At 66.5% G+C, this 23689-nt stretch carries 26 protein-coding genes and 1 pseudogene; 11 read left to right on the plus strand and 16 right to left on the minus strand.

Annotated elements, in window-relative coordinates; genetic code table 11:
* Nucleotides 1–212: 212 nt before the first annotated feature.
* Nucleotides 213–1004, minus strand: a complete 792-nt coding sequence (locus ACZ60G_RS27450; protein WP_465813562.1) for an SDR family NAD(P)-dependent oxidoreductase — start codon at nucleotides 1002–1004, stop codon at nucleotides 213–215.
* A gap of 148 nt (nucleotides 1005–1152) precedes the next feature.
* Here ACZ60G_RS27450 and ACZ60G_RS27455 point away from each other — a divergent pair, with 148 nt between their 5' ends.
* A complete protein-coding gene (locus ACZ60G_RS27455; protein ID WP_465813563.1) occupies nucleotides 1153–2352 on the plus strand; it encodes an acyl-CoA dehydrogenase family protein in 1200 nt (399 codons plus the stop codon).
* Nucleotides 2349–2567 carry a hypothetical protein gene (locus ACZ60G_RS27460; protein ID WP_465813564.1) on the plus strand — a complete coding sequence of 73 codons (219 nt, stop codon included), beginning with the start codon at nucleotides 2349–2351 and terminating at the stop codon, nucleotides 2565–2567. Before ACZ60G_RS27455 ends, ACZ60G_RS27460 begins: the two co-directional genes overlap by 4 nt.
* 13 nt (nucleotides 2568–2580) lie before the next feature.
* Here ACZ60G_RS27460 and ACZ60G_RS27465 read toward each other — a convergent pair whose 3' ends face one another.
* Entirely contained in the window at nucleotides 2581–2952 is a 372-nt protein-coding gene (locus ACZ60G_RS27465) for a DoxX family protein (RefSeq protein WP_465813565.1), read from the minus strand.
* Nucleotides 2953–3061: 109 nt separating this feature from the next.
* On the opposite strand from ACZ60G_RS27465, the gene ACZ60G_RS27470 reads away from it, so the two are divergent.
* Nucleotides 3062–3697: a TetR/AcrR family transcriptional regulator gene (locus tag ACZ60G_RS27470; protein WP_465813566.1), complete on the plus strand. Its 636-nt coding sequence runs from the start codon at nucleotides 3062–3064 to the stop codon at nucleotides 3695–3697.
* A gap of 114 nt (nucleotides 3698–3811) precedes the next feature.
* Nucleotides 3812–5329 carry an acyl-CoA synthetase gene (locus tag ACZ60G_RS27475; protein ID WP_465813567.1) on the plus strand — a complete coding sequence of 506 codons (1518 nt, stop codon included), beginning with the start codon at nucleotides 3812–3814 and terminating at the stop codon, nucleotides 5327–5329.
* Here the strand turns inward: ACZ60G_RS27475 and ACZ60G_RS27480 are convergent.
* Complete coding sequence (locus ACZ60G_RS27480) at nucleotides 5326–6159, minus strand: helix-turn-helix domain-containing protein (RefSeq protein WP_465813568.1); 834 nt, start codon at nucleotides 6157–6159, stop codon at nucleotides 5326–5328. The two genes, ACZ60G_RS27475 and ACZ60G_RS27480, sit on opposite strands and share 4 nt — an antisense overlap.
* Nucleotides 6146–6664 carry a DUF6879 family protein gene (locus tag ACZ60G_RS27485; RefSeq protein WP_465813569.1) on the minus strand — a complete coding sequence of 173 codons (519 nt, stop codon included), beginning with the start codon at nucleotides 6662–6664 and terminating at the stop codon, nucleotides 6146–6148. Before ACZ60G_RS27485 ends, ACZ60G_RS27480 begins: the two co-directional genes overlap by 14 nt.
* A 789-nt stretch (nucleotides 6665–7453) precedes the next feature.
* On the opposite strand from ACZ60G_RS27485, the gene ACZ60G_RS27490 reads away from it, so the two are divergent.
* Nucleotides 7454–7795, plus strand: coding sequence for a recombinase family protein (locus ACZ60G_RS27490; protein WP_465813570.1), 342 nt, complete (start codon nucleotides 7454–7456; stop codon nucleotides 7793–7795).
* Nucleotides 7796–7855: 60 nt separating this feature from the next.
* Here the strand turns inward: ACZ60G_RS27490 and ACZ60G_RS27495 are convergent, their stop codons facing one another.
* The 4 genes from ACZ60G_RS27495 to ACZ60G_RS27510 are packed head-to-tail and all read right to left on the minus strand — an operon-like array spanning nucleotide 7856 to nucleotide 12642.
* Nucleotides 7856–9508 carry a thiolase C-terminal domain-containing protein gene (locus ACZ60G_RS27495; protein WP_465813571.1) on the minus strand — a complete coding sequence of 551 codons (1653 nt, stop codon included), beginning with the start codon at nucleotides 9506–9508 and terminating at the stop codon, nucleotides 7856–7858.
* Between the two features lie 17 nt (nucleotides 9509–9525).
* Nucleotides 9526–10671 carry a thiolase family protein gene (locus ACZ60G_RS27500; RefSeq protein WP_465813572.1) on the minus strand — a complete coding sequence of 382 codons (1146 nt, stop codon included), beginning with the start codon at nucleotides 10669–10671 and terminating at the stop codon, nucleotides 9526–9528.
* A 10-nt stretch (nucleotides 10672–10681) separates the two neighbouring features.
* A complete protein-coding gene (locus tag ACZ60G_RS27505) occupies nucleotides 10682–11878 on the minus strand; it encodes a CaiB/BaiF CoA transferase family protein (RefSeq protein ID WP_465813573.1) in 1197 nt (398 codons plus the stop codon).
* Nucleotides 11878–12642 carry a crotonase/enoyl-CoA hydratase family protein gene (locus ACZ60G_RS27510; protein WP_465813574.1) on the minus strand — a complete coding sequence of 255 codons (765 nt, stop codon included), beginning with the start codon at nucleotides 12640–12642 and terminating at the stop codon, nucleotides 11878–11880. The genes ACZ60G_RS27505 and ACZ60G_RS27510 overlap by 1 nt, the downstream gene beginning before the upstream one ends.
* A 164-nt stretch (nucleotides 12643–12806) precedes the next feature.
* Between ACZ60G_RS27510 and ACZ60G_RS27515 the strand changes: the two genes are divergently transcribed.
* The 4 genes from ACZ60G_RS27515 to ACZ60G_RS27530 are packed head-to-tail and all read left to right on the plus strand — an operon-like array spanning nucleotide 12807 to nucleotide 16961.
* Nucleotides 12807–13955, plus strand: coding sequence for an acyl-CoA dehydrogenase family protein (locus ACZ60G_RS27515; protein WP_465813575.1), 1149 nt, complete (start codon nucleotides 12807–12809; stop codon nucleotides 13953–13955).
* A gap of 10 nt (nucleotides 13956–13965) precedes the next feature.
* A complete protein-coding gene (locus ACZ60G_RS27520) occupies nucleotides 13966–14733 on the plus strand; it encodes an SDR family NAD(P)-dependent oxidoreductase (RefSeq protein ID WP_465813576.1) in 768 nt (255 codons plus the stop codon).
* Nucleotides 14734–14766: 33 nt separating this feature from the next.
* Nucleotides 14767–15984, plus strand: coding sequence for an acyl-CoA dehydrogenase family protein (locus tag ACZ60G_RS27525; RefSeq protein ID WP_465813577.1), 1218 nt, complete (start codon nucleotides 14767–14769; stop codon nucleotides 15982–15984).
* Nucleotides 15981–16961, plus strand: coding sequence for an NADPH:quinone oxidoreductase family protein (locus ACZ60G_RS27530; RefSeq protein WP_465813578.1), 981 nt, complete (start codon nucleotides 15981–15983; stop codon nucleotides 16959–16961). Before ACZ60G_RS27525 ends, ACZ60G_RS27530 begins: the two co-directional genes overlap by 4 nt.
* Nucleotides 16962–17011: 50 nt before the next feature.
* Here ACZ60G_RS27530 and ACZ60G_RS27535 read toward each other — a convergent pair whose 3' ends face one another.
* From ACZ60G_RS27535 to ACZ60G_RS27555, 5 genes and pseudogenes are all read right to left on the minus strand, one after another.
* A complete protein-coding gene (locus ACZ60G_RS27535) occupies nucleotides 17012–17845 on the minus strand; it encodes an SDR family NAD(P)-dependent oxidoreductase (RefSeq protein WP_465813579.1) in 834 nt (277 codons plus the stop codon).
* Between the two features lie 22 nt (nucleotides 17846–17867).
* Nucleotides 17868–17999 (minus strand): annotated as a pseudogene (locus ACZ60G_RS27540) (cytochrome P450); the annotation flags it as partial.
* A gap of 111 nt (nucleotides 18000–18110) precedes the next feature.
* Nucleotides 18111–18305, minus strand: coding sequence for a ferredoxin (locus tag ACZ60G_RS27545; RefSeq protein ID WP_465813580.1), 195 nt, complete (start codon nucleotides 18303–18305; stop codon nucleotides 18111–18113).
* Nucleotides 18306–18321: 16 nt separating this feature from the next.
* A complete protein-coding gene (locus tag ACZ60G_RS27550; protein ID WP_465813581.1) occupies nucleotides 18322–19509 on the minus strand; it encodes an NAD(P)/FAD-dependent oxidoreductase in 1188 nt (395 codons plus the stop codon).
* 34 nt (nucleotides 19510–19543) lie between these two features.
* Nucleotides 19544–19756, minus strand: coding sequence for a hypothetical protein (locus ACZ60G_RS27555; protein ID WP_433526196.1), 213 nt, complete (start codon nucleotides 19754–19756; stop codon nucleotides 19544–19546).
* Between the two features lie 168 nt (nucleotides 19757–19924).
* On the opposite strand from ACZ60G_RS27555, the gene ACZ60G_RS27560 reads away from it, so the two are divergent.
* Together ACZ60G_RS27560 and ACZ60G_RS27565 are read left to right on the plus strand one after the other, a co-directional pair.
* Nucleotides 19925–21100 carry a sensor histidine kinase gene (locus ACZ60G_RS27560; RefSeq protein ID WP_465813582.1) on the plus strand — a complete coding sequence of 392 codons (1176 nt, stop codon included), beginning with the start codon at nucleotides 19925–19927 and terminating at the stop codon, nucleotides 21098–21100.
* Nucleotides 21088–21732, plus strand: coding sequence for a LuxR C-terminal-related transcriptional regulator (locus ACZ60G_RS27565; protein WP_465813583.1), 645 nt, complete (start codon nucleotides 21088–21090; stop codon nucleotides 21730–21732). Before ACZ60G_RS27560 ends, ACZ60G_RS27565 begins: the two co-directional genes overlap by 13 nt.
* Before the next feature lie 65 nt (nucleotides 21733–21797).
* On the opposite strand, the gene ACZ60G_RS27570 is transcribed toward ACZ60G_RS27565, so the two are convergent.
* Genes ACZ60G_RS27570 through ACZ60G_RS27580 form a run of 3 tightly spaced genes read right to left on the minus strand, consistent with a single transcriptional unit; the run spans nucleotide 21798 to nucleotide 23631 of the window.
* Complete coding sequence (locus tag ACZ60G_RS27570) at nucleotides 21798–21986, minus strand: ferredoxin (protein WP_465813584.1); 189 nt, start codon at nucleotides 21984–21986, stop codon at nucleotides 21798–21800.
* Nucleotides 21983–22822 carry an NAD(P)-dependent oxidoreductase gene (locus ACZ60G_RS27575; protein WP_465813585.1) on the minus strand — a complete coding sequence of 280 codons (840 nt, stop codon included), beginning with the start codon at nucleotides 22820–22822 and terminating at the stop codon, nucleotides 21983–21985. The genes ACZ60G_RS27570 and ACZ60G_RS27575 overlap by 4 nt, the downstream gene beginning before the upstream one ends.
* A complete protein-coding gene (locus ACZ60G_RS27580; RefSeq protein WP_364479182.1) occupies nucleotides 22819–23631 on the minus strand; it encodes a mycofactocin-coupled SDR family oxidoreductase in 813 nt (270 codons plus the stop codon). Before ACZ60G_RS27580 ends, ACZ60G_RS27575 begins: the two co-directional genes overlap by 4 nt.
* Between the last annotated feature and the right edge of the window lie 58 nt (nucleotides 23632–23689).

Below are 23689 nucleotides of genomic sequence, written 5' to 3' on the forward strand. Positions count from 1 at the left end.
ACCGGTGCCTCGGTCTCGACGGTGGTGAAATCGGAGTCCTGCTCGCTGTCGGCGGGCTCGACGTCGACGGCAGTCACTATGGGCCAACTCCTCAATGCGGACTTTGCGGATCCTCAGTCTACTGGCCGGTTGGCCAAAAGAGTGTGCGACGTGCTGGGGAAAGTGGTGAGTGACGGGATTAGGGCCACTGTTTGTCACTCACTCACCGGGCGTCAAGCGCCCAGCATCTGCAATCCTCCGCTGACCGCGATCAACTGGCCGGTCATATAGCGCGATCCCGGACCGGCCAGAAATACCATGACGGGCCCGAGGTCCGCGTACGGATCACCGAGTTCGCCACGCAGCGGGATGGTCTGCCGTAGGCGTTCGGCGAGCGCGGCCGAACCCGCGGGGCCGAGATGCTCCCGAAACCGTTCGGTGCCGGGTGTCTCGACCGCTGGTGCGAGTGCGTTCACCGTGACGTCGAACCTTCCCCACGCCGCCGCCGCGGACCTGGTCCACGCCTGCACACCGGCCTTCGCGGCCGCGTAGTGCGGCGCGAGCGGATTTCCGCGAATCGCCTCGCCCGAACCGAGATTGATGATTCGTCCGCCGGTGTCGCGCATATGCTCGAACGCCGCCTGGTTGGTGACGATCGTGGTCCGGAGATTGGCATCGAGGACGAAATCGAACTCGTCGTCGGTGAGCGTCTCCGGGGTGCTCGGCTGCCAGACACCCGCCGCGTTCAGCAGGATGTCGAGTCCGCCGAGGATCGCGGTTGCCGATTCGAAGGTGGCGGCCACGGAAGCGCGGTCGCGTGCATCGCAGGACAACCAGTCGCAGCGCCCCTTCAGCTCGTCCGGCGGCGGCATGTGGTGGAAGAGGCCGACGACGCTGGCGCCGGCGTCCAGGAATGCGGCAACGGCCGCGGCGCCGACTCCGGTGGCCGCACCGGTCACCACGGCGCGGCGGCCGGTGAGTGGGCGTCCCGCCGATACCTGCTCGGCCTTGAGGGTCGTACTCATCGCGGATCCTTTCGTTAAAAAGGAGTATACTCTTTTGGGTGCTCGATCAAGATGTATCCCGGAGAATTGTGCGAATCCTTGGTTGATCAGTGGGTTAGAGTGGCCCCATCGCGAGGTCGTGGTGCCCGACGATGAGGAGTAGATAGCGATGCAGCTGGAGTCCACGCCGGAACTCGAAGCGTTCCGGAAGAAGGTGCGGGCATTCGTCGCCGAGCACGCGCCGGGAATCAAGACCCACACCGGTGTGCGCGCGCCCGAGCCCGAACTCATGCCCGCGATCCGCGAGTGGACCGCGAAGCTGTTCGACGCGGGCTTCCTCGGCATCAACTGGCCCGCCGAATACGGTGGTCGGCCCGACGCGCATCCGCTCGAACCGTTCATCGTCGTCGAAGAGATCACCCGCGTCCGCACCTGGCAGCCCATCGGTGCGGCCGCGCTCGCCTCGGCCGCGGTGATCGACTTCGGCACCGACGAGCAGCGGGCGCGCTTCCTGCCCCGCATCCGCACCTGCGAAGACGTGTGGTGTCAGCTGTTCAGCGAGCCGGGTGCGGGCAGCGACTTGGCGGCACTGCAGACACGGGCACGACTCGAGGGCGAAGGCGATGACGCGGTATTCGTAATCGACGGCCAGAAGGTCTGGACCACCAACGGGCAGCACGCCGATATGGGATATCTGCTCGCGCGCACCGACCGCGATGCGCCGAAACACAAGGGCATCACGGCATTTGCGCTCGATATGCGCAGTCCGGGCGTCGACATCAGGCCGCTGCGTGAGATCACCGGGACCACCGACTTCAACGAGGTATTCCTCGACGGTGTCCGGATTCCGGTCGCGAATGTGATCGGTCGTGTGAACGACGGCTGGCGGGTGGCGATGAGCAGCCTCGGACACGAGCGCTCCGGCGTGGCCGCGCGCGGGGTGGAGTTGTTCGCCGCGCTCGACGATCTGTTGCGGCTGGCCGGTGCGACATCGGTCGGCGGCAGGCTCGCACTCGAGGATTCCGCCACGCGGCAAGTAATCGGTGAGCTCGCCACGCGGGTGTATGTCAACGCGGCAATGGTCGGCCTCGCCCAGTCCCGGATGCTGCACCACACCGAACAGCCCGCCGATGCACCGATCGGGAAGATCTTCTTCAGCGAACTCAACTACGACCTGGTCGAATTCGGAATGCGAATGCAGGGCACGGACGGGCTGCTGACCGAGGCCGACCAGGATGCGGTGGCGGCGGGCTGGTGGCAGGACGCGCACCTGTATTCGCGTGCCTACACGATCGCCGGTGGTGCGAACGAGATCCTGCGGACACAGGTCGCGGAGCGGGGGCTGGGACTACCCCGGGAATCCCGGTGACAACCAGCGAGATCCGGACGCTGATTTCGGAGATCGAGCGCGTCTGTCCCGTGGTCGTGCTGCGCGCGGACTGCGCGCTGGATCTCGACGAGATCGGAAAGCACTTCGCCCGAGCCGGTTTGGCACGGCAGAAGGCGCCCGAGCGGCTCGTCATCGTCGACGAACTGCCTCGAACGGCCGCGGGCAAGGTGCAGAAGTTCGTGCTCCGCCCGTGATCAGCTGATGGCGTCAGAACGAGTAGGGGCCGAACCGGCCCCACGCGATCACGGCGGCAAGTACGAACAGCACCACGCTGGGCGCGATTTCGGCCCATTCGCTGCGGCGCGCGTGCGTCAGGGCGGCGCCGATCATGATGATCGCGACGCCGACCGCGGCGATCGGGGTGAGTGCCGGGACGATTCCGGTGAGCGCGGGCAGCACGAGGCCGAGTCCGCCCACCACCTCGACCGCGCCTATCGCCTTCACCTGCTGGTCGGTGAAGCTTTCGACCCAGGACATTTTGGCGGCGAGTTTTTCGCGCGGCTGGGCGATTTTCGTGGCACCGGCCGCCACCAAGACCACGGCCAACAGGCCCTGGAGGATCCAGAGGAAGACGTTCATCGAGAACTCCTAGTCAATCGCTCGACCGGAGGGCGGTGAGCGGGCAAACACGAACAGAATCGAAAGCGGACTTTACCCCGCTTTCATTCCCGGCGGTAACTTGGAACTCGTGGAACCGACCGCGCTACACCTTGGCCTGCCGCGTAACGAGCGCGGCGATGCCGCACGTAATCGACGGCATCTGCTGGATGTGGCGCGGCAGCTGGTCGACGAACTCGGCGTCGAAAAGGTCACCATGGATGGACTGGCCGAACGTGCCGGACTCGGCAAGGGCACGGTGTTCCGCCGATTCCGGACCAGGGCGGGCATCTTCCACGCTCTGATGGACGAGGACGAAAAAGCCTTCCAGCAGTCGGTACTGTCGGGCCCACCACCACTTGGCCCCGGCGCCGACCCGATCCAGCGCTTGATCGCCTTCGGCCGAGCTCGCCTGGATTTCCTGTTCGACCACATCGCGATCGCCCGCGCAGCCCTGGACACCAACCAGCCGATCCCCGTCGGTGCGGCCACCATCTCCCAATTTCACATCCGCATGCTGCTGAACCGGGCGCACGTCGACTTCCCCGACACCGACACCCTCGCCGTCCAGCTGACCGCGGCCCTGGAAGCCCCCGTCCTGCTCTACCTGCACACCACGACCGCAGCGGATACCGCTGACGCGCGACAGCAATTGGCTCATGGTTGGCAGCGCATGGTCGAACGAATTGCCACGCCGAACCCGTTGGACGCCAAGGTGATTCGATAGCCGACCCGGCGCGGTCGGGTTGACCTCAACTCGGCCCTCAGTACAATTCAGGACACTTTAGTGTCGGCTTGAAGCTGAACCGGGACAACGGAATCGAACGATCAGGAGCGAGCGATGCGGCTCACAACACTGGCGGCCGAGCTGGCGGATAAGCCCGCGATCAGAATGGGCGGTTCGGGTGACACGCTGAGCTTCCGCGAGCTCGAGGCGCGTTCGAATCGGATCGCACGGATGCTGCGGGCGCGGGGGTTGCGCACGGGTGACCACATCGCGTTGTTGTTCGACAACACGATCGACCTGTTCCCGATCGTGTTCGCCGCCCAGCGGTCGGGCCTGTTCTACACGCCGGTGAATTGGCATCTGTCCGAGTCCGAGGCGATCTACATCGTCGAGAACTGCGAAGCCCGGATACTGTTTTCCGTGCCTGCCCTGGAGGATTCGGCCGCGGCGATCGGTCGTGCCCTGCCCGGCCTCGAGCGGATCGTCACCGGCGACGTTTCTGGGATGGAAAGCCTCGACGACGCGATCGCGGGCTATTCGGCCGATCCGATCGAGGACGAGTCCGAGGGGTACTACATGTTCTACTCGTCCGGTACGACCGGACGACCGAAGGGGATCCTGCCCGAGATCTCCGGTCTGCCGTTCGGCGCGGGACTGCCGATCGACCACCGGATGGCCGCCGCCTTCGGCTTCGCCCGCGACACCGTCTATCTCAGTCCAGGCCCGCTCTACCACGCCGCGCCGCTGGCGTGGACCATCGGCACCATTCGCAATGGCGGAACATCCGTGGTGATGGAGAAATTCGACGCCGAGCAAGCATTGCAGTTGATCGAACGACATGGCGTAACACACGGCCAGTTCGTACCGACCATGTTCGTCCGCATGCTCAAACTCCCCGACACGGTGCGGGCGCGCTACGACGTATCCGGTCTGCGTGCCGTCGTGCACTCCGCCGCCCAGTGCCCGGTCGAGGTGAAAGAGCAGATGATCGACTGGTTCGGTCCGAAGCTGGTGGAGTTCTACGGCGGCACCGAGGGCACCGGATTCTGCATGATCGACACCCCGACCTGGCTGACCCACAAGGGCTCGGTCGGCAAGCCACTGCGCGGCATCCCACACATCTGCGACGACGACGGCAACGAACTGAAGCCCGGCGAAATCGGAACCATCTGGTTCGGCGACGCCGGCCAATTCTCCTACCACCGAGACCCCGACAAGACGGCAAGCGCATACAACGCCAAAGGCTGGAACACCCTCGGCGACCTCGGCTACGTAGACGAGGAGGGCTACCTCTACCTATCCGGCCGCCGCACCGACCTGATCCTCTCTGGCGGAGTCAACATCTACCCCCGAGAAATCGAGGACGTCCTGACCCTGCACCCCGCAGTCGACGACGTAGCCGTAATCGGCATCCCCGACCCAGAATTCGGCCAACGCGTACACGCCGTCGTCCAACCCGCCGCCCCAGCCACCCCGAGCCCAGATCTCGCCGCAGCCCTGATCGCCTACTGCCGCGAACACCTCGGCCACTACAAATGCCCCAAATCGGTTTCGTTCGAGGCAGTGCCCCGCCTGCCGAGCGGCAAGATCCTGCGGCGCGAACTGATGAAGGCCTACGAGGAGGGTGCCTAGCCTCGACGCTGCTTCGATGCGGCGGTGATCAGTGTGCGAGCCTGGTCGCCGTAGGCGGCCTGGTCGGACAGTGCCTTGAATGCGCGCTCGTACAGGATCAATTCGCGTGGCTGGCGAACGGTCAACTCGGCGCTGATGGTCTCGACTTGGACCAGCTTGGCGTCGTAGAACAGGAAGTTCGTTGTCTCGTAGAAGAACTCGGCGGTGTTCGGCACCACGCCGATGACCAGGCGACTCAGCTTCATCATGTCGAGTAGGTGGTCGAGTTGGCCGCGCCGAATGTCCTCGTCGCCAACTGAGGTGTAGAGGGCGGATTCGCCGATCAAGAAGTGGAACCGGTGGACTCCTTCGCGGAGAACACGCTGGCGTTTCATCCTGGCGGCCAGCGCTTCGTCCAGGTCGTCGGGTCCGCCGAGGAATCGGATGCAGCGTCGCAGGACCGCTTCGGCGTAGTCGCGTGTCTGTAACAGCCCTGGCGGCAGCAGGCAGTCGTAGCCGCGAATGAGTTGTGCGGCGGCTTCGGTCTCGATGCTTTGACGTTGCCGCCGAGAATGGCCTGTTGCCGCGATCCGTCGCCATTCGAGGTACGCGGCGCTCACGTTCCGCACCGTGGCGATCAGGTCGGGCAGCGCGAGGTTGTTGTCGGTGAGCTGGCACCAGACGGCGAGGTCTTCCTCGGACGGCAGTTGCTTGCCGTGTTCGATCTTCGAGACTTTCGACGCATCCCAACCCGCCTCGGCGGCCAGTCCACGGCCAGACTTGCGGGAAGCGACTCGGAGTTCGCGAAGTCGAACCCCGAGTGCCTCCCTTGCCTCGTCAACCCTGGTCACTCAGATATACCTCGAACGGAATCCCTAACGGCCACAGCCGGTCCCGGACTTCGACGCAGCGCTCGACTATCACCGGATCCTCGGTGATCGCGCCGCCCGCCCATTCGCCATCGGGTGAGAATACCGAGAACGCGAGGACGGTGTCATCGAAGAGCCACCAGTCGTCGACCGTGTATGTCGACGGCTCGATGCGATGGCGCGGCAGGTAGCGGACCTGCTCACCCGCCTCGACGTTGCGGTCGGTGTGATGCAGCAGGAATCGCGTGTAGTCGGTATGGGGTTCGGTGACGACACGGATTCGCTGTATCTCGGTGCCCGCGTCGGTTACCTCTTTGACGAACGAATCCCAGGCTTGCCAGTCGGGCGGATAGCTCGTTGGTTCGCCTGCAAGGAATTTGACGAGTTGCTCGTTCTCGGACGCGACGCCATAGGTGTCCTGCACCTCGAGGTGAACTGCGCGCTTGTAGGTGCGGAATAGGTCATCGAACTTGGGGCGAAAGAGCATGAGAGTACCTCGCTGTCACGGCTGGAACTTCGATTGCGGTCTCGTGGGCGGGAATCTGCATGGTGCGCAGTACATCTGGGTCATCCACCACAGTGCCGGAGACCGTGAATGTTCCGTGCCCGGTGTTATGGAGATCGGCCCCGAGGCAGGTTTCGAGATCGAGGTATCCAAGTAGTTGGTGCGGTATCTCGATTCTGTCGTCCTCTCTGGTTCTCCAGCCTTGAACGAGGATGCTGTCGCGGTCGGTTGCCCAGAGTCGGGGCGAACCGTTGCCGCCGGTCGGTCCGCCGAGTAGCCGTATCTCCACTGGGTCCCCTCCTTGCTTGGCGCAGGTTACTGGCCCTGTTATTTTCCATGTTCAGCTCCCATTTATTGCCTCAACTGCAAGCAATCTCAAGTAATTTCCTATCGGTGGTAGGTCAAATCTTCCTAATGTCCGAAATAGGTGCTCGGGGTCGGTGTTTCGCCTTGGCCTCGGGTTGCCTGTCCATCGACGAGGGAGGGCTGCTCGATGCCGCTGACCGAACCACAGGCCAAAGTCTTGGCGGTGCTGGCTGGACTGGAACCTACTGAGGCGCTTACCGTTCGGCGACTGTGTGGCGAAACCCGCCTGTCTTCGAGGACGGTTCGTGCCGCACTCGAGGTGCATTCGTATGCCGGGTGGGTGGTTGGTTCGAGACGAACGCCAGCGGTCTGGCGGATCACGACCCAGGGGCTTGCGCTGCTTTCGACTCCGGTTTACCGCGAGTACCTGAGCCAGCTGAGTGCGTCGACGAACGGTACGGGTCGATGAGGGCGCGGCCCACCGCCGTCGGCTACCTGCGCCGCGAGGTATCCGGCATCTCTCAGGTCTGGGACGAAAACCAGATCCGCAGTCGCGCAAAGCGACTCGGGTATGACCTCGCGAAGACAGTGGTCTTCAGCGACGCGACCGACCAACCGATGAGTCGGCTGCTGACCGTGGTTCGGCAGGTGGATGTCGACGCGGTGATTGTGCCCAGCGCCGACCATCTCGGCGGGACCGTGCCCGAGGAACTGGTGAATGTGTGCGACGTGATCACCGTGTCGCCCGAAAACACTTACGCGCGTTGGGCGATCCCGGCACCGTCCTTGCCGGTCGATGGCATGTGAACCACTGACGGCTCGCGCGGACGTGACCAATGACGTTACTGACGGCCGCCAATTCGTCGACTACGCCCGTTTCAGCAGCATCGCCCCGGAAGGGACACCGCCGCCCGCGGTCACAACCGCAACTCGCGCGTCATCGACCTGACGCCCGCGGGCATTCCCGCGCAATTGCAGCATTGCCTCGCGGACGAAGCCGTAGCCGTGGAGACGGCCGGCTGAGAGTTGTCCGCCGTGGGGGTTGAGGGGGAGGGGGCCGTCGAGGGCGATGGTTTTGCCGCCTGCGATGAAATCTGTTGCCTCGCCGAGGCCGCAGAAGCCGAGACCCTCGATCCAGGACAGGGCGTTGAAGGTGAAGCCGTCGTAGAGGAGGGCGACGTCTACGTCGGCGGGGGTGAGGTCGGTGCGGGTCCATAGGTGGGCCGACGGGCCGCGGGATTGCGGGGTGTGGGTCAGGGTGTCCTGGTCCCAGCTGAGCCGTTCCAGGATCGCGGTGCCGACGGCCTCGACCAGCACCGGTGGGTGCGGGCGGTCATCGGCGGTCTCGATCGCCGAGACCACAACCGCAATTGCGCCGTCGCACGGCACATCACAGTCGTAGAGCCCGAAGGGGGTGGTCACCATGCGGGCGTTGAAGTAGTCGTCGATGGTGAGCGGGTCGCGGTAGAGGGCCTCCGGGTTGCGGACCGCCCCCGCGCGTGCGGTGACCGCGATGGCACCGAGCGCTTCGCGCCCGACACCGTAGCGGTGCATGTAGTGCGAGGCGTTGCAGCCGATCCATTGCGCGGCCGACATGGCACCGAAAGGAGCCCGGAACTCCATCATTCCGCTCGCGCGGCCACCGTCGGGATGCCATTGGCCCGACCGCAGCAGCGCGCTGTGCGACGCCTCCCAGACCGTGCGGAAGCACAGCACATGCCGACACAGCCCGGCCGCGACCGCGAGCATCGCGGCGGTAATCGAGCCGATCTGCCCCGGCACTTCACGCGCACCGTTGACCCAGGTCGGAGTCAACTGCAGCGCCTCGGTGAGCGCCGTGATGCCGCCTTCGCTCAAACCGCCAGGGACTGCTCCCGGATAGGTGGACAGCCCGTCGATCTCGCTCAGGTCGAGTCCGGCGTCCGCCACCGCGGCCAGGCAGGCGTCGACGGTCAGCGAGATCGGGTCGACCATGAGCCGTCGGCCCACTTGTGACTGCCCGACGCCGGTGAGTGCGACTTTGTCCTCGTACTTATGTGGGGAAGCCATGGGCCGCAGCGCATTTCGGACTTCGCGCGGCTCGGGTAACGGCCCGGGCCCCTCGGTCTCCGGGTCCGGCTCGAACAGGGGAAGGTACAGCTCATCGACCTGTTCGAAACGCACCCGCACCCGCATCCCGATGTGCACGTCGTCCGGCTCGCATCCGACAATGTTGGTGGTCAGCCGCGCCCTATCGTCCTCGGCGAGCGCGACCACCGCCACTACGTACGGCGGCGGGAACTTCGGCAACCACACCTGATGGTTCACGCTGAACCCGACGACCACGGCTTTCCCGGAAGTCGGCGCGAGCGACACCGCACGCCCGCGGCAGGACGGGCACACCGGCATCGGCGGATGGAAGAACCGCCCGCAGTCGCCGCAGTGCGAAATCCTGAGTATGCCGTCGGCACCGGATCGCCAGAACTCGGCGCTCGCGAGTGTCGGTTGCGGAAGCGGGCGATCCGGGGCGGACGACGTCATGTGGGATTCCTCGAATCTCAGTGCAGCAGTTCGATAATGGTCGCGTTGGCGGTGCCGCCGCCCTCGCACATGGTCTGCAATCCGTACCGCAGATTCTCCCGCCGCAGCTGTGCCAGCAGCCGCGTCATCAGAATGGCACCCGAACCGCCGAGCGGGTGGCCGACACCGATCGCACCGCCGAGCGGATTGAGCTTTTCGGCATCGGCACCGGTTTCGGTCAGCCAGGCCAGCGGTACCGGCGCGAACGCCTCGTTGACCTCGAACGCACCGATATCGCCGATGGACAGTCCGGCCTTGCGCAGCACCTTCTCCGTCGCCGGGATCGGCCCGGTCAGCATCAGGATCGGGTCCGCGCCGCTCACCGCGCCGGAGTGATAGCGCGCGATCGGCGTGAGACCGAGTTCGCGTGCCCGTTCGGTGGTCGTGATGAGCAGTGCGGCCGCACCATCGGCGATCTGGGACGAATTGCCCGCGTGGATCGCGCCGTCAGGCTTGAACGACGGCTTCAGCCCCGCCAGCTTTTCTGCCGTGGTGCCGCGGCGCAGTCCTTCGTCCACGGTGAACTTGGTCCCGTCGACCTCGATCGGCACGATGTGGTCGTCGAAGACGCCTTCGTCGATCGCCGCGGCCGCCTTGGCGTGCGAGCTCGCCGCGAACTCGTCGAGCTGAGTGCGGGTGAAGCCCCACCGTTCGACCATCAACTCGGCGCCGATGCCCTGGTTGAAGTCGAAGTTGTCATAGCGGGCCAGCACGGCGGGACCGTACGGCTGCCCCGTGGTCCGGTGCGATCCGAGCGGAACGCGGGTCATCGTTTCCACACCGCCGGCGACCACGAGGTCGTATTGCCCGGCCATGACCGCGTGCGCCGCGGAGTCGATGGCCTGCTGGCTGGAGCCGCAGGCCCGGTTGATCGTCACGCCGGGCACATGTTCCGGCCATCCGGCCGCGAGTACGGCGAACCGGCCGATATTGCTCGACTGGTCGCCGATCTGAGTGACACAGCCCCACATCACGTCGTCCACGGTGGCGGGATCGATCCCGTTGCGCTGCACCAGCGCATTGAGCACCTTCGCGGACAGATCGGCCGCGTGTACCGGCCCGAGCGTGCCGTTGCGCTTACCGATCGGGGTGCGGACCGCATCGACGATGACGGCGTCTCTCATATGGACCTCCTCAGTCCTGCGGGTCGGCACGGTGGCGACCCGGTCTGGTGTTGGTTGCCTCTCGGCTCGCCTGCCTGGCGGCACCGCTGTGGACGAGTTCGTCGCCGCTGCCGATGCCCCAATCCTGGAATACCGCGCGGGTGTCGGCACCGATGACCGGTGCGGTCGCGCCGGGTTGCGCCGGGGTGGCCGAAAACCGCGGTGCCGCAGCGGGTTGGACCACACCGTCCCGGGTGATCACACTGCCGCGCGCGGCCAGGTGCGGATGGGTCGCCGCCTCGGTGAGGCCGAGGACGGGGGCGACGCAGGCGTCGGTCCCCTCGAACAGTTGAGCCCATTCGTCGCGGGTGCGCTCGGTGAATCGTTCGGCCAACATATTTCGCAGCTTCGGCCACGTCGCCCGATCGTGCTGTTGTTCCGGGTCGATATCGAGGCCGAGCAGTTCGATCAGCTGCCGGTAGAACTTCGCCTCCAGTGCGCCGACCGCCATGTGCCGACCGTCTTTGGTCTCGTAGACGGAATAGAACGGCCAACCGCCGTCCAATTGATTGACCCCGCGCTCGTCGGTCCACGCGCCACGCGCGAGTTTGGCGAAGGTGCTCGCGAGCAGATGCGCGGTGCCGTCCACGATGGCCGCGTCGACGACCTGGCCGCGGCCGGTCCGCTCGACGGCATACAGCGCGGCAAGCACTCCGATCACCAGATAGCAACCGCCGCCTCCGAAATCGCCGACCAGATTGAGTGGGATCTGCGGTGGTCCGCCCGCGGACCCGATCGCGCCCAGCGCCCCCGTGAGGGCGATATAACCGATATCGTGCCCGGCCGCGGCGGCCAGCGGGCCGTCCTGACCCCAACCGGTCATCCGGCCGTAGACCAGCCGGGGGTTGCGAGCCAGGCATTCGTGTGGCCCGATACCGAGACGCTCGGTGACCCCGGGCCGAAATCCTTCGATCAATACGTCGGCGCGTTCGATCAGGTCGAGCAGTGCGGCCGGACCCGACGGGTGCTTGAGATCGAGCACCACCGACCGCTTCCCGCGATCGGTCACATTGGCCGGGCCGCTCGCATCCGGCTCATCGGCGCGTTCCGGCCGATCCACCCGGACGACCTCGGCCCCGAGATCGGCGAGGAACATCCCGGCGAAGGGACCGGGGCCGATGCCGCCGAGTTCGACCACCCGGCAGCCCGCCAGCGGTCCGCCGGACATCAGCGACCTTTCCAGATCGGTGCCCTCTTTTCCGCAAAGGCGGTGGCACCTTCGACGGCGTCGGCGGAGGAGAACACCGGCTGTGCGATGTCGACCTGCTTGGCCCAGCCCTCCTCCAGGGTCCAGTCGGAGCTGGAACGGGCGATCTCTTTGGTCGCCGCGATGGCCAAAGGTCCGTTCGCCGTAATCGTTTCGGCGAGCGCCAAGGCGCCTTCGAGCGCGCCGCCCTCTTCTGTGAGCCGATTGACCAGGCCGATCTCGGCCGCCCGCTCGGCGCCGATCGGATCACCGGTCAGCAGCAACTCCAATGCGATCGCGTACGGCACCCGCCGCGGCAGCAGCAGCGCGGCGCCGCCACGCGCGACCAGCGACCGCTTCACCTCGGGCACGCCGACGCGCGCGGTGCGGGCCGCGACCACGAGATCGCAGGCCAGCAGCAGTTCGAAGCCACCGGCGACGGCCCAACCCTCGACCGCGGCGATCAGCGGTTTGCGCGGCGGCGTCATCGTGATCCCGCACAGGCCGCGGCCTTCGATCGCGGGACTCTCACCGCGCAGCCACGCCTTCAAATCCATTCCGGACGAGAACGTCCCGCCTGCGCCGGTGAGCACGCCCGCCCATAACTCGTCCGACTGGTCGAGCTCGTCGATAGCGGCGGCCACCCCGGCCGCGACCCCGGCATTGAGCGCGTTCTTCGCCGTCGGGCGATTGATCGTTATGACCTGGACCGCGCCACGGCGCTCCACAAGCACTTCGTCCGACACATCTTCTCCTTCGCACTGGCCGTCGATCGGCGCCGCTCTCAGGTCGCTCGATTCAGAACAGTATACTTAATTTGGCTAATTTTCCGAATGAATGCGTATACTGAATTCGGCTCGGCGGCCCTTGGCGGTCCACCGCGCCGCGCTCGCCACGAGGAGGTAACCGGATGCGCCGGACGCTGTTCACCCAGGACCATGAGGACTTCCGCCTCCTGGTCCGCGACTACCTCGCCCGCGAGGTGGTCCCGGAGTACGAGCAGTGGCGCGAGGCGGGCCTGGTTCCCCGTGAACTGTTCACCTCGCTGGGCAAGCTCGGCATCATCGGCACGGCGATCCCGGAGGAATACGGCGGCGGGGGTCAGGACGACTACCGCTACAACGTGGTGCTCCAGGAGGAGTGCGCGCGGGCGGGCGTGACGCTCGGCGGCCTGCGCACCCACCTCGACATCGTCGTCCCGTACTTCCTCGGCCTGGCCGACGACGCCCAGCGGTCCCGCTGGTTCCCGGGTCTGGCTTCCGGGGAGCTCTACACCGCGATCGCGATGAGCGAACCGGGGACCGGTTCGGATCTGGCGGGTGTCGCGACCAAGGCGGTCCGCGACGGCGACCACTTTGTGCTCAACGGAGCCAAGACCTTCATCACCGGTGGCTATCACGCCGACCTGGTCATCGTCGTCGCACGGACCAGCACCGATCCGGACAATCGCCGCGCGGGCCTTTCCCTGCTGGTGGTGGAGAAGGGGATGCCGGGTTTCACCGTCGGGCGCAAACTCGACAAACTCGGTCTCACCGTGCAGGACACCGTCGAACTGTCCTTCGCCGATGTGCGGGTCCCCGTCGCCAATCTGCTCGGCGCGGAAGGCGAGGCATTCTCCTACCTCGGCCGCAATCTGGCGCAGGAGCGGCTGGCCATCTCGGTCGGTGCGGTCGCGCAGGCCAGGGCCGCGCTCGAAATGACTATCACCTACGTCCGGGACCGGACCGTATTCGGTAAACCGGTCGCGCACTTCCAGAACACCAAATTCGAACTCGCGGCCATCGCCGCCGAGGTCGAGGCTGCCCAGACCATGCTCGACGCGGCCATCACGGCATTGGTCGCGGGCGAGTTGAGTCCTGTCGATGCGGCCAAGACCAAGCTGTTCTGCACCGAGATGCAGGGCCGTGTGGTCGACCGCTGCCTGCAACTGCACGGCGGCTACGGCTACATCCTCGAATCCCCGATCGCCCGGCTCTACGCCGACGCCCGGGTGAGCCGCATCTACGGCGGCACCAGCGAGGTCATGAAGACCATCATCAGTAAATCCCTTGGCTTATAAGGAGTTTGGTATGCACATCGACGGTTCCTCGGCGCTGGTCACCGGCGGCGCCTCCGGGCTCGGCCTGGCCACCGCGCGTCGGATCATCGACCGCGGCGGCCGCGTCGTCCTCGCCGACATCTCCGAAGAGCAGGGCGCCAAGGCCGTCGCCGAACTCGGCGACGCGGCACAGTTCGTGCGCGCGGATGTGACCGACGAGACCGAGATCTCCGCCGCCCTCGACGCCGCCGAAAAGAGCGGTCCGCTGCGTTTCGTCGTGCACTGCGCGGGCCGCGGCGGCGATCGGGTCCGGATCATCGACCGCGATCGCAACCCCGGTGACCTGGCGACCTTCGCCGAGGTCGTGCGGATCAATCTGATCGGCACCTACAACGTGCTGCGCTTGGCCGCCGCCCGCATGGCGGCGAACGAAATCGTCGACGGCGACCGCGGTGCCATCGTCCTCACCGCATCGGTCGCAGCGTTCGACGGCCAGATCGGGCAGACCTCCTACACCGCCTCCAAGGCGGGCGTGCACGGTATCACCTTGGTCGGGGCCCGGGATCTGGCCAGCTGGCAGATTCGGGTGAACACCATCGCGCCGGGCATCATGGACACCCCGATGCTCGCCCGGCTGCGCGAGGACATCCGCGAAAGCCTGGCCGCCACCGTGCCGCATCCCAAGCGACTCGGTGACGGTGACGACTACGCCCGTCTCGCCGTCGAGATGCTGGAGAACCCCTACCTCAACGGTCAGACCATCCGGCTCGACGGCGCCATCCGCATGGCCCCGCGCTGACCGCCGCATCGATCGCAACCATGGAGGAGCCAGGTGACTCTCACGTTCACCGAGGAGCAGGTCGAGACCGATGAGGAGTTCCGGGCGCGCCTGCGGGCGTTCCTGACCGACCATCATCCCGGCCGTCGGCCCAAGGATCCGGCCGAGCGGCTGGCCTGGCAGAAGGCCTGGCTGGCAACGCTTTTCGACGCCGGATACGCCGGTCCGAGCTGGCCGCGGGAATACGGTGGGATGGGCCTGAGCTTCGGCCGTCAGGTGGTCTATCAGGAGGAGTACGCGCGGGCCCGGGTCCCGGGTCCGCTGGGGACCGGGCTCGGCATCGCTGCGCCGACGATCATCAAATACGGTACGGCCGAGCAGAAGCAGCGCTTCCTGGCTCCGATGTTGCGCGGCGATATGGTTTGGGCGCAGGGTTATTCCGAGCCGGGCGCCGGATCGGATCTGCCCGCGCTGCGCACCTCGGCGCGGCTCGAGGGTGGCGGTCCCGATGATCCCGATGCGGAGTATGTGGTCAACGGGCAGAAGGTGTGGAACAGCGCGGCCGATATCGCCGACATCATCTTCACCTTGGTCCGCACCGGTCCGCCGGGCTCGCGGCAGGAGGGAATCAGCTATCTGCTGATCGATGCGCACGCGCCCGGCGTGAGTGTGCGGCCGCTGCGCGACCTGACCGGCGACGCGCACTTCTGCGAGATCTTCTTCAGCGATGTGCGGGTGCCGGTCGCCAATCGGATCGGCACGGAAAACGGCGGGTGGCCGCTGGTGCGCACCAGCCTGGGCCATGAGCGCGCGGCCGGGGCGATGAACCAGGCCGCGATGTATCGGCGGGTACTGGACGAGCTGATCGAGCTGGCGCACGAGCGTGGGGCGACCGCGGATCCGCTGGTGCGTGATCGCTTGGCGGACTTCGAGATCCGGGTGTCGATCATGCGGCTGACGGGGATGCGCACGATCGCCGACATCATGGCCAAGGGGGAGCCGGGGCCCGCATCGTCGACATCGCGGTTGTTCATCGTGACCTTCGAACAGGACCTGCACGAATTCGCCGTCGATATGCTCGGCGCCTACGGTGTGCTCGGTCGGCGCGATCCGCACGCCGTACAGCGCGGGCGCTGGGTGTGGGGCTTTCTGCGCACCCGGGCCTCGACGATCGGCGCGGGAACCGCGGAGATCCAACGCAATACCATCGCCGAACAGGTGCTCGGCCTGCCGCGCGATCCGGCGATGCCGTCGGTTGGGCGGACCCGATGAGGGCGGCGCGCTGCACCGAATACGGTGCGCCCGGCGGACTCTCGGTCGTCGAGCTCGACGATCCTCAGCCCGGTCCCGGCGAAGTGCTGATCCGCGTGCATGCCGCTGCGGTCAACTACCCGGATGTACTGCTCATCGCGAACAAATATCAGGTATCCCTGCCGCTGCCCTTCACACCCGGCAGTGAATTCGCCGGTGTTGTAACAGCTTTGGGTCCAGGGGTGTCCGGCCCGCCGGTAGGTTCGCCGGTGGCTGGAGCGGTGATGGGCGGTGCGTTCGCAGAAGAGGTCGTGGCCCCCGCCGCGGGTTTGCGCCCGATTCCGGACGGTCTCGACATGGTCCACGCCGCCGCTTTCCACGTCACCTACGCCACCGCCTACCACTCGCTGGTCACCATCGGCGAGGGAAAAGCGGGGGAGTGGGCGGTGGTGCTCGGCGCCGCGGGCGGGGTCGGCTCGGCCACGGTCGATGTCGGCACCCGGCTGGGGTTGCATATGATCGCGGCCGCGTCGAGCGAAGATCGGCTCGTGGTCGCGCGCAAGCTCGGCGCCGAGGCCGGAATCGATTATGTCCGTGCGGATCTGAAGAAGCGGTTGCGCGAGCTGACCGGCGGCGAAGGAGTCCACCTGGTGATCGATCCGGTGGGTGGCGACTACTCGGAGGCCGCCCTGCGCGGACTGCGGCGCGGTGGCCGGTTCGTCACGGTCGGTTACGCCGACGGGAAGATTCCCAGCATTCCGCTGAATCTCGTACTGCTCAAGGAAGCGACCGTGCGGGGCTTCGAGATCCGGATGTTGCGCCAGTACGCCAAAGATGCTGTGGCAGAGGGTGATCGCGCGCTCGCCGCGATGGTTCGCGACGGGATGCGCCCGCTCGTATCCCAGATCCATTCGCTCGCCGATATCGCCACCGCGTTGACCGATGTGGCCGAACGCCGCACCACCGGCAAGATCGTGCTCGAAATGACCGCGGGCTGAACCGCATCGGGCAGGGGCGGCACCACTGGTGCCGCCCCTGTCGAAGCGGGTCACGCCGTGAGGGCGTTGGCGCGAGATTCCACGATATCGGCGATGGCATTCATCGCCTGGCCCGCGACGATGCCGCCGTCGACCGGCAATATCGTGCCGGTGATATAGCCGGACCGGTCACCGGCCAAAAACACGGTCGCCTCGGCGATATCGGTGGCCGAGCCCTCGCGTCGCAGCGGCCGGATGGTCTTGATGACCTCGCGCAGCTGCTGCGTCATATCTTCGCCGTCGGCCAGATGGGCGAGTGTACTGCCCATGATCGGGGTCGGAATCGCCCCAGGTGCAATGCAATTGACCCGAATGCCGTAACGAGCGAGGTCGATGGCGGCGCATTTGGTGAAGTGGACGACACCGGCCTTCGCCGCACGATAGGTCGCCTCGCCGACGCCCGCCTGGATGCCGCCAATGGAAGTCGTGTTGATGATCGAGCCGCCGCCGTTGGCGGCCATATACCGGGCCGCGTGCTGGGTGCCGAGCATGACGCCGAGCAGATCGACGGCCATCACCCGCTGGAAGTCGTCGAGCGGATCGTCGAGGAAGTGGGGGTACATCACGGTCGGAATACCCGCGTTGTTCAACATGATGTGCAGTCCGCCGAATTGCGCCACCGTGTAGGCGATCAGCTCTTCGATCTGCGCGGAATCCGCGACGTCGGTCTGCTTGAACAGCACCTCGGGCCCGTACTCGGCGGCCACGGCCGCACCCTGTTCGACGTTGATATCGGCGATGACGACGCGAGCGCCCTCTTCGACGAATTTGTCGACGGTGGTGCGCCCGATTCCCGATGCGCCGCCGGTGACGATGGCAACCTTGCCGGTCAATTCCTTTGTCATGGTGATCAATCCCTTTCGTGAGCTACCAGGTGACCGGTAGTGCGTGGACGCCGTGGGCGAAGTGGTCTTCTTTGAATTCGATGTCGTCGAAGGAGGTGGCCAGGCGGAGGGTGGGGATGCGGCGGTAGAGCGTGCCGTAGACGACCTGCAGTTCGCGCTGCCGCTGCGGCGGCCCGAACGGGCAGCCCGCGGTCCGCGCCATCGGGAATTCGGGCAGGTCCGCGGCAATTATGGACTCGGACATGGGTTTTCCTTTCGCGGACGGTTATTCCTGGATGGTGATGACCAGTGCCGGGCAGACCGCGGCGGCCTCCCGGACGTCGGCGGCCTGGTCCTCGTGCGGGTCGGCGTCGAGCAGGATGACGATTCCGTCCTCGTCGCGCTGGTCGAAGACATCGGGGGCGACGGCGACGCACTGCCCGCAGGCGACGCACTTGTCTTCGTCGATGGTGACTTTCATGTGATGCTCCTCGCTGTCAGTGCCGGCTGGTCGCGACCGACCGGGCGTCGATGATTTCCTGCCTGCGCAGGCGGGTCTGTTTGGGCATGTTCCAGCCGACGACGCCGGTGACCCGGCCGTCGAGGGTGTAGCGGGCGACGAATCTGCGCGTGTCGGTGGAACCGTCCACGATCTCCACGTCCGCTCCGGTCGGCAGGGTGCCGTGGACCTGGATCTTGGTGTCGAACTGATCGGTCCAGAAGTAGGGAACCGGGGTGTAGCGCTGTTCGGCGCCGAGCAGATTGGCGGCGACCGCGGCGGCCTGTTCGGTGGCGTTGGTGCGGTTCTCCATCCGGACCAGACCGCCCACGTGGTCGTCGTGCCAGCGGGCGACGTCACCCGCGGCGTAAACACCTTGGGCCGCACGGCAATAGGAGTCGCACACCACGCCGTTGTCCAGCGTCAGTCCGCTGTCGTTCAGCCAATCGGTCGCCGGAACCGCGCCGACCGCGACCACCACGACATCGGCGGGCAGTACCGCACCGGTGTCCAGTCGCACACCACCGACCCGGCCGCCGTCGTCGATGAACTCACTGACTCCGGTGCCGAGCCGCAACCGCACCCCGCGTTCGGTGTGCAGATCGCCGAGCAGCGGTGCGATCACCGGTCCGAGCTGTCCGGCCATGGGGGCCGACAGTGGGCCGACCATGGTCACGTCCAGGCCCATAGTCCTTGCGGTGGCGGCGATTTCGGAGCCCAGCACGCCTTCGCCGACGACCACGAGCCGAGTGGCGCGCAGCAGGTCCGCACGCAGGGCGATTGCCTCTTCGAGGGTGCGCAGTACGTGTACACCGGCCAGGGCGTCCGCGCCGGGCAGGGTGCGGGCGCGCACCCCGGTGGCGATCACGACGGCGTCGGCCTGCACGGACAGTCCGGATTCGGCGTGCACGATGTGGTTCACCGGGTCGAGGGCGACCGCGGTCTCGCCGAGCACCAGGTCCATCGGCATCGCGGCCAGATGCGTGGTGGGGCGCAGTTGCGCCTTCTCGGCTTCCCAGGCGCCGGCCAGGATCTGCTTGGACAGCGGCGGCCGGTCGTAGGGGAGTTCGGGTTCGGCGCCGAGGATGGTGATGCTGCCCTGATATCCGTTGCGCAGCAAGGCTTCCGCCGTGGACAGTCCGGCCGCCGAGGCGCCGACTACCAGTACGCTCTCGGGTACATACATGGCTGACTCTCTTTCGTAGTTCTCGTGGTTCGGGTCAGACGAGCTGCAGGCGCCTGCGCAGCAGGGCGGCGCCCGCACCCAGCGAGACCAGACCCATGCCGACGCAGGTGACTATCTGCTGGACACCCGCGAGGCCGAGGCTGTCGGCCACCGGTTCGAAGCCGACCGCCAGCGCGATGGCGAGGTTGAACAGAAACAGGAACCAGAGGGTGGGCTTCGCGGAGAGCAGCGTCTGTACGGACTTCATGGCGATTCCCTTCGAGATCGGAGCCGGTTAACGTCTGGCGTAAACGATTCCGTTTCCGGCTCGTCGCAACGAGGGAGCGCGGTCCCGAAGTCGGGGTGTACCTGGCTACACCCCTCGGCGGTACCGCGCTACACCGTCAGCGGGCACCGCGTCGCATAGCCTGGTCACATGCGGAAAACGGTGCGACAGGCGGCGCGGGCAACCGTGCAGCTGGCCAATGCCGCGGCGCTGGCCTTCGGTTCGTACCTGTTCATCTCGATGCTGTTGCTGACGCTGGCCGGTGCGCTGTCGCTGATCGGTATCGGGATGGTGCCGGTGACGGCCCAGCTGGTGCGCCAGTTCGCGGGCAGCAAGCGGCGCCAGGTGGCGGCATGGACCGGCCGCCCCGTCCCGGAGGCGTATTCGCCGATCAGCGGCCCGCTACGGCAGAGCCTGCGCGCGGTCGTGCGCGATCCGACGACGCTCGCCGACCTGCGCTGGATGCTGGCCTACTACTTCTACGGCGCCCTGGCCTATCTGGCGATACCGCTGTGGCTGGTCGGCTTGCCCGTCGACGGGGTGTGGTGCGGTCTGCTCGGCCGAAAAGCATTGGTACTTCCCCTGATCGGTCGATTGGCCGATTTGGACGCCGATTGGTCGCGGTCGCTGCTGCGACCCCCGCCCAAGGCGTGGCTCGCGGCACGGGTCGACGAGCTGACGCAGACCCGGGCCAGTGCGATCGCCGCACACGGCGCCGAACTGCGCCGGATCGAACGCGATCTGCACGACGGCACGCAGGCGCGGTTGGTATCGCTGTCCATGCGGATCGGTCTGGCGAAACGCGCGATGGACCGCGATCCCGCGAACGCGCGCAAGCTGCTCGACGAGGCGCAGCAGCTGACCGAGGAAGCGCTGACCGAACTGCGCCACATCGTGCGGGTGATCCACCCGCCGATCCTCACCGACCGCGGCCTCGCCGGAGCCATCCTGGCACTCGCGACCGACAGCGGTCTCGATGTCACCGTGGACGTGGACGAGGTGTCGCAGGGGCCGCGCGCCCCGGCGGCGGTGGAGGCCGCGGCATATTTCGTCGTCGCCGAGGCATTGACCAATGTGGCCAAACACAGCGGGTCCGATCGGTCCGAGGTCCGAATCATCCGGATACACAACGGTTTACGCGTGTCGGTGCGCGACGAGGGCCGGGGCGGAGTCGAGGATATGTTGCGGGGCAACGGTTCCGAGGCGGCCGGGTCCGGTGTGCTCGGCATGCAGCGTCGGGTCGCCGCGCTCGACGGAACCTTTACTGTGACAAGCCCCGTCGGGGGCCCGACCGAAATCGAGGTGGAATTGCCGTGCGCGTGGTGATGGCCGAGGACAATGCCCTGCTACGGGAAGGACTCGTCCTGTTGCTGAGCTCGGCCGGGCACGAGGTCGTGGCCGTGGCGGGCAGCGGACCGGAGATTCTGCCCGCATTGCTCGCCCACCGCCCGGATATCGCGGTACTCGATGTCCGGCTGCCACCGGCCTTCCGGGACGAGGGTCTGCGCGCCGCACTGGCCGCGCGCAAGGAATTGCCCGGATTGCCGGTGCTCGTGCTCTCGCAGTACGTCGAGGAGTCCTATGCCGCCGAATTGCTCGGCGGCGGGGCCAGCGGGGTCGGCTATCTGCTCAAGGATCGGGTGGGGCGCGTCGACGAATTCCTGGAGGCACTGGACCGGGTCGCGGCCGGCGGCACCGCACTCGACCCGGAGGTGGTGAGCCAACTGCTCACCCGCCGCCGGAATTCACCCCTGGACTCGCTGACTCCGCGGGAGCGCGAGGTGCTCGAATTGATGGCGTCCGGGCACGACAACGCGACCATCGCCGAGACACTCGTCGTCACCGAACGTGCGGTGAGCAAGCACATCGGCAATGTCTTCCAGAAGCTCGGCCTGCCGACTACCGATAGCGGACACCGCCGGGTGCTGGCGGTACTCGCGTACCTCAACAACGCCTAGCGGCGAACGCCCCGTCCAGAGACCTGCGGCAGGTTCTCGACGGGACGCTGAGTGTGGGAACGGTGTCACTCGATGGTGATGGTGCGCTCCGGACAGGCCATTTCGCCCTCGCGCGCCGCATCCTCGAGATCCGCGGGCACCTCGCCCGCGAAAGGCAGGGCGTAGCCGTCGTCATCGAGTTCGAACAACTCCGGTGCCGCGGCCGCGCACCGGGCGTGTCCGGAACACAGCGAACTGTCGATCGTGATCTTCATCGAACAACTCCGTTCTCGAGAGTAGAGATTTCGCCGAGATTCATCGGCCCGGCGTAGGCGATGGCCAGCAGTTCCGAGAGGTCGACGCCCACTTCGGCCGCGACCTCCCGGCAGGCCACCAGATCCTTGCGCAGGAAAGGACGGACGGTTTCGGTGTACTGATCAGGACTGCCGACTGCCGCGATATGACGCCCCGCATTGCTGCCACCGGCGCTGACCGCGAGGGCCTCGAGCAAGGCGCTGTTCTCGATACCCACCGATCGACCCGCCGCGAGACCACGCAATGTCACCTGCGAGATCGTCGCGAACAGCAGATTGTTGAGCAGCTTCACCAGCAACGCCGTACCGCGCGCGCCCGTCGTGATGACGGGATCGGCATAGGCGCGCACCACCTGACGTGCCGTCGTCACATGTTCGGGCTCGCCGGCGAGGTAGACCGCGAGTTGTCCGGCGCGCGCCGAATCCGCTGTCCCACTGAATGGTCCGTCCACGATCGCGGCCTTGCCGGTGGGTGAGAACTCGTCGAGGCGACTCAGCGTCGTCGGCGTCCCGGTGGTGTGCGATATGAGAATCGCGTCCGCGCGCATGGCTCCCACGATTTCGGGCAGCACCTCGAGCACCTGGGCATCACTGAACAGACAGCTGACGACGACGTCGGCGTCCGCGATATCGCGAACCCGGTCGACGAGTTCGGCTCCGGCAGCGGCGAGCCGGTCGCCGACCTCCGCGCGCCGGGTATACAGGCGGACCCGGTGACCAGCCGCGAGCAAGTGCTGCGCCATCGGTTCACCGATACGGCCCGCCCCCAGAAATCCGATCGTCGGGAGCACGCTCATGGCTTGGTGGTCGACCCAGCGTCGACGGTGAACTGCAGTCCCGTCACGTACCGCGCCTCGTCGGAAGCGAGGAACAGCACGGCATTCGAGATATCCCGCGGCTCGACGTGCGTGTGCAGGGTATTCATCGCGGCCAGCGCGAACAGCGGCTCGCGTTCCTTCAGCTCCTCCATCGGCACGCCCACCGTGATGCCGGTGTCACTGACGCCGGTGGGATGCACGGTGTTCACCCGGATCCGGTGCTTGGCAAGCTCATTGGACAGCGCCTTCATCAGGCCGACCACACCGTGCTTGCTCGCCACGTAATGGGCGTAGGGCACATGGCCCCGGATACCCGCGGCCGAGCTGGTGATGATGATCGATCCGCCCGCATCGGCGGCGATCATGCCGGGCACCGCGGCACGCACGGTATTCCAGACGCCCTTGAGGTTGACGTCCATGGTGACGTCCCACTCCTCCTCGGACAATTCCCACGCGCGACCGGCACTCATCACCCCGGCATTGGCGACAATCGTGTCGAGGTGGCCGAATTCGGCCGTCGCCGCGTCGACCGCGGCCCGCATATCGCTGAGCGAGCGCACATCGGCCTGGAGGGTGACACACCGGCCGCCGACGGCCTCGACCAGCTTCGCGGTCTCCTCGAGCTGTTCCTTCGTCGCCAGCGGATAGGGCAGCGCCTGGCTGATCTCCTGGCAGACATCGGTGATCACGACGGCCGCCCCCTCTTCCGCCAGCCGCACCGCATGCGAGCGGCCCTGGCCGCGCCCAGCTCCGGTGATGAGTGCGACCTTGCCCTCTACACGCCCCATACCAACCTCAGTTCCCTTGTTGTGCAATGCTTTCCGCGTATCTGACCGATGTGGCCGG

It is taken from the genome of Nocardia sp. NPDC102475, assembly GCF_055584605.1.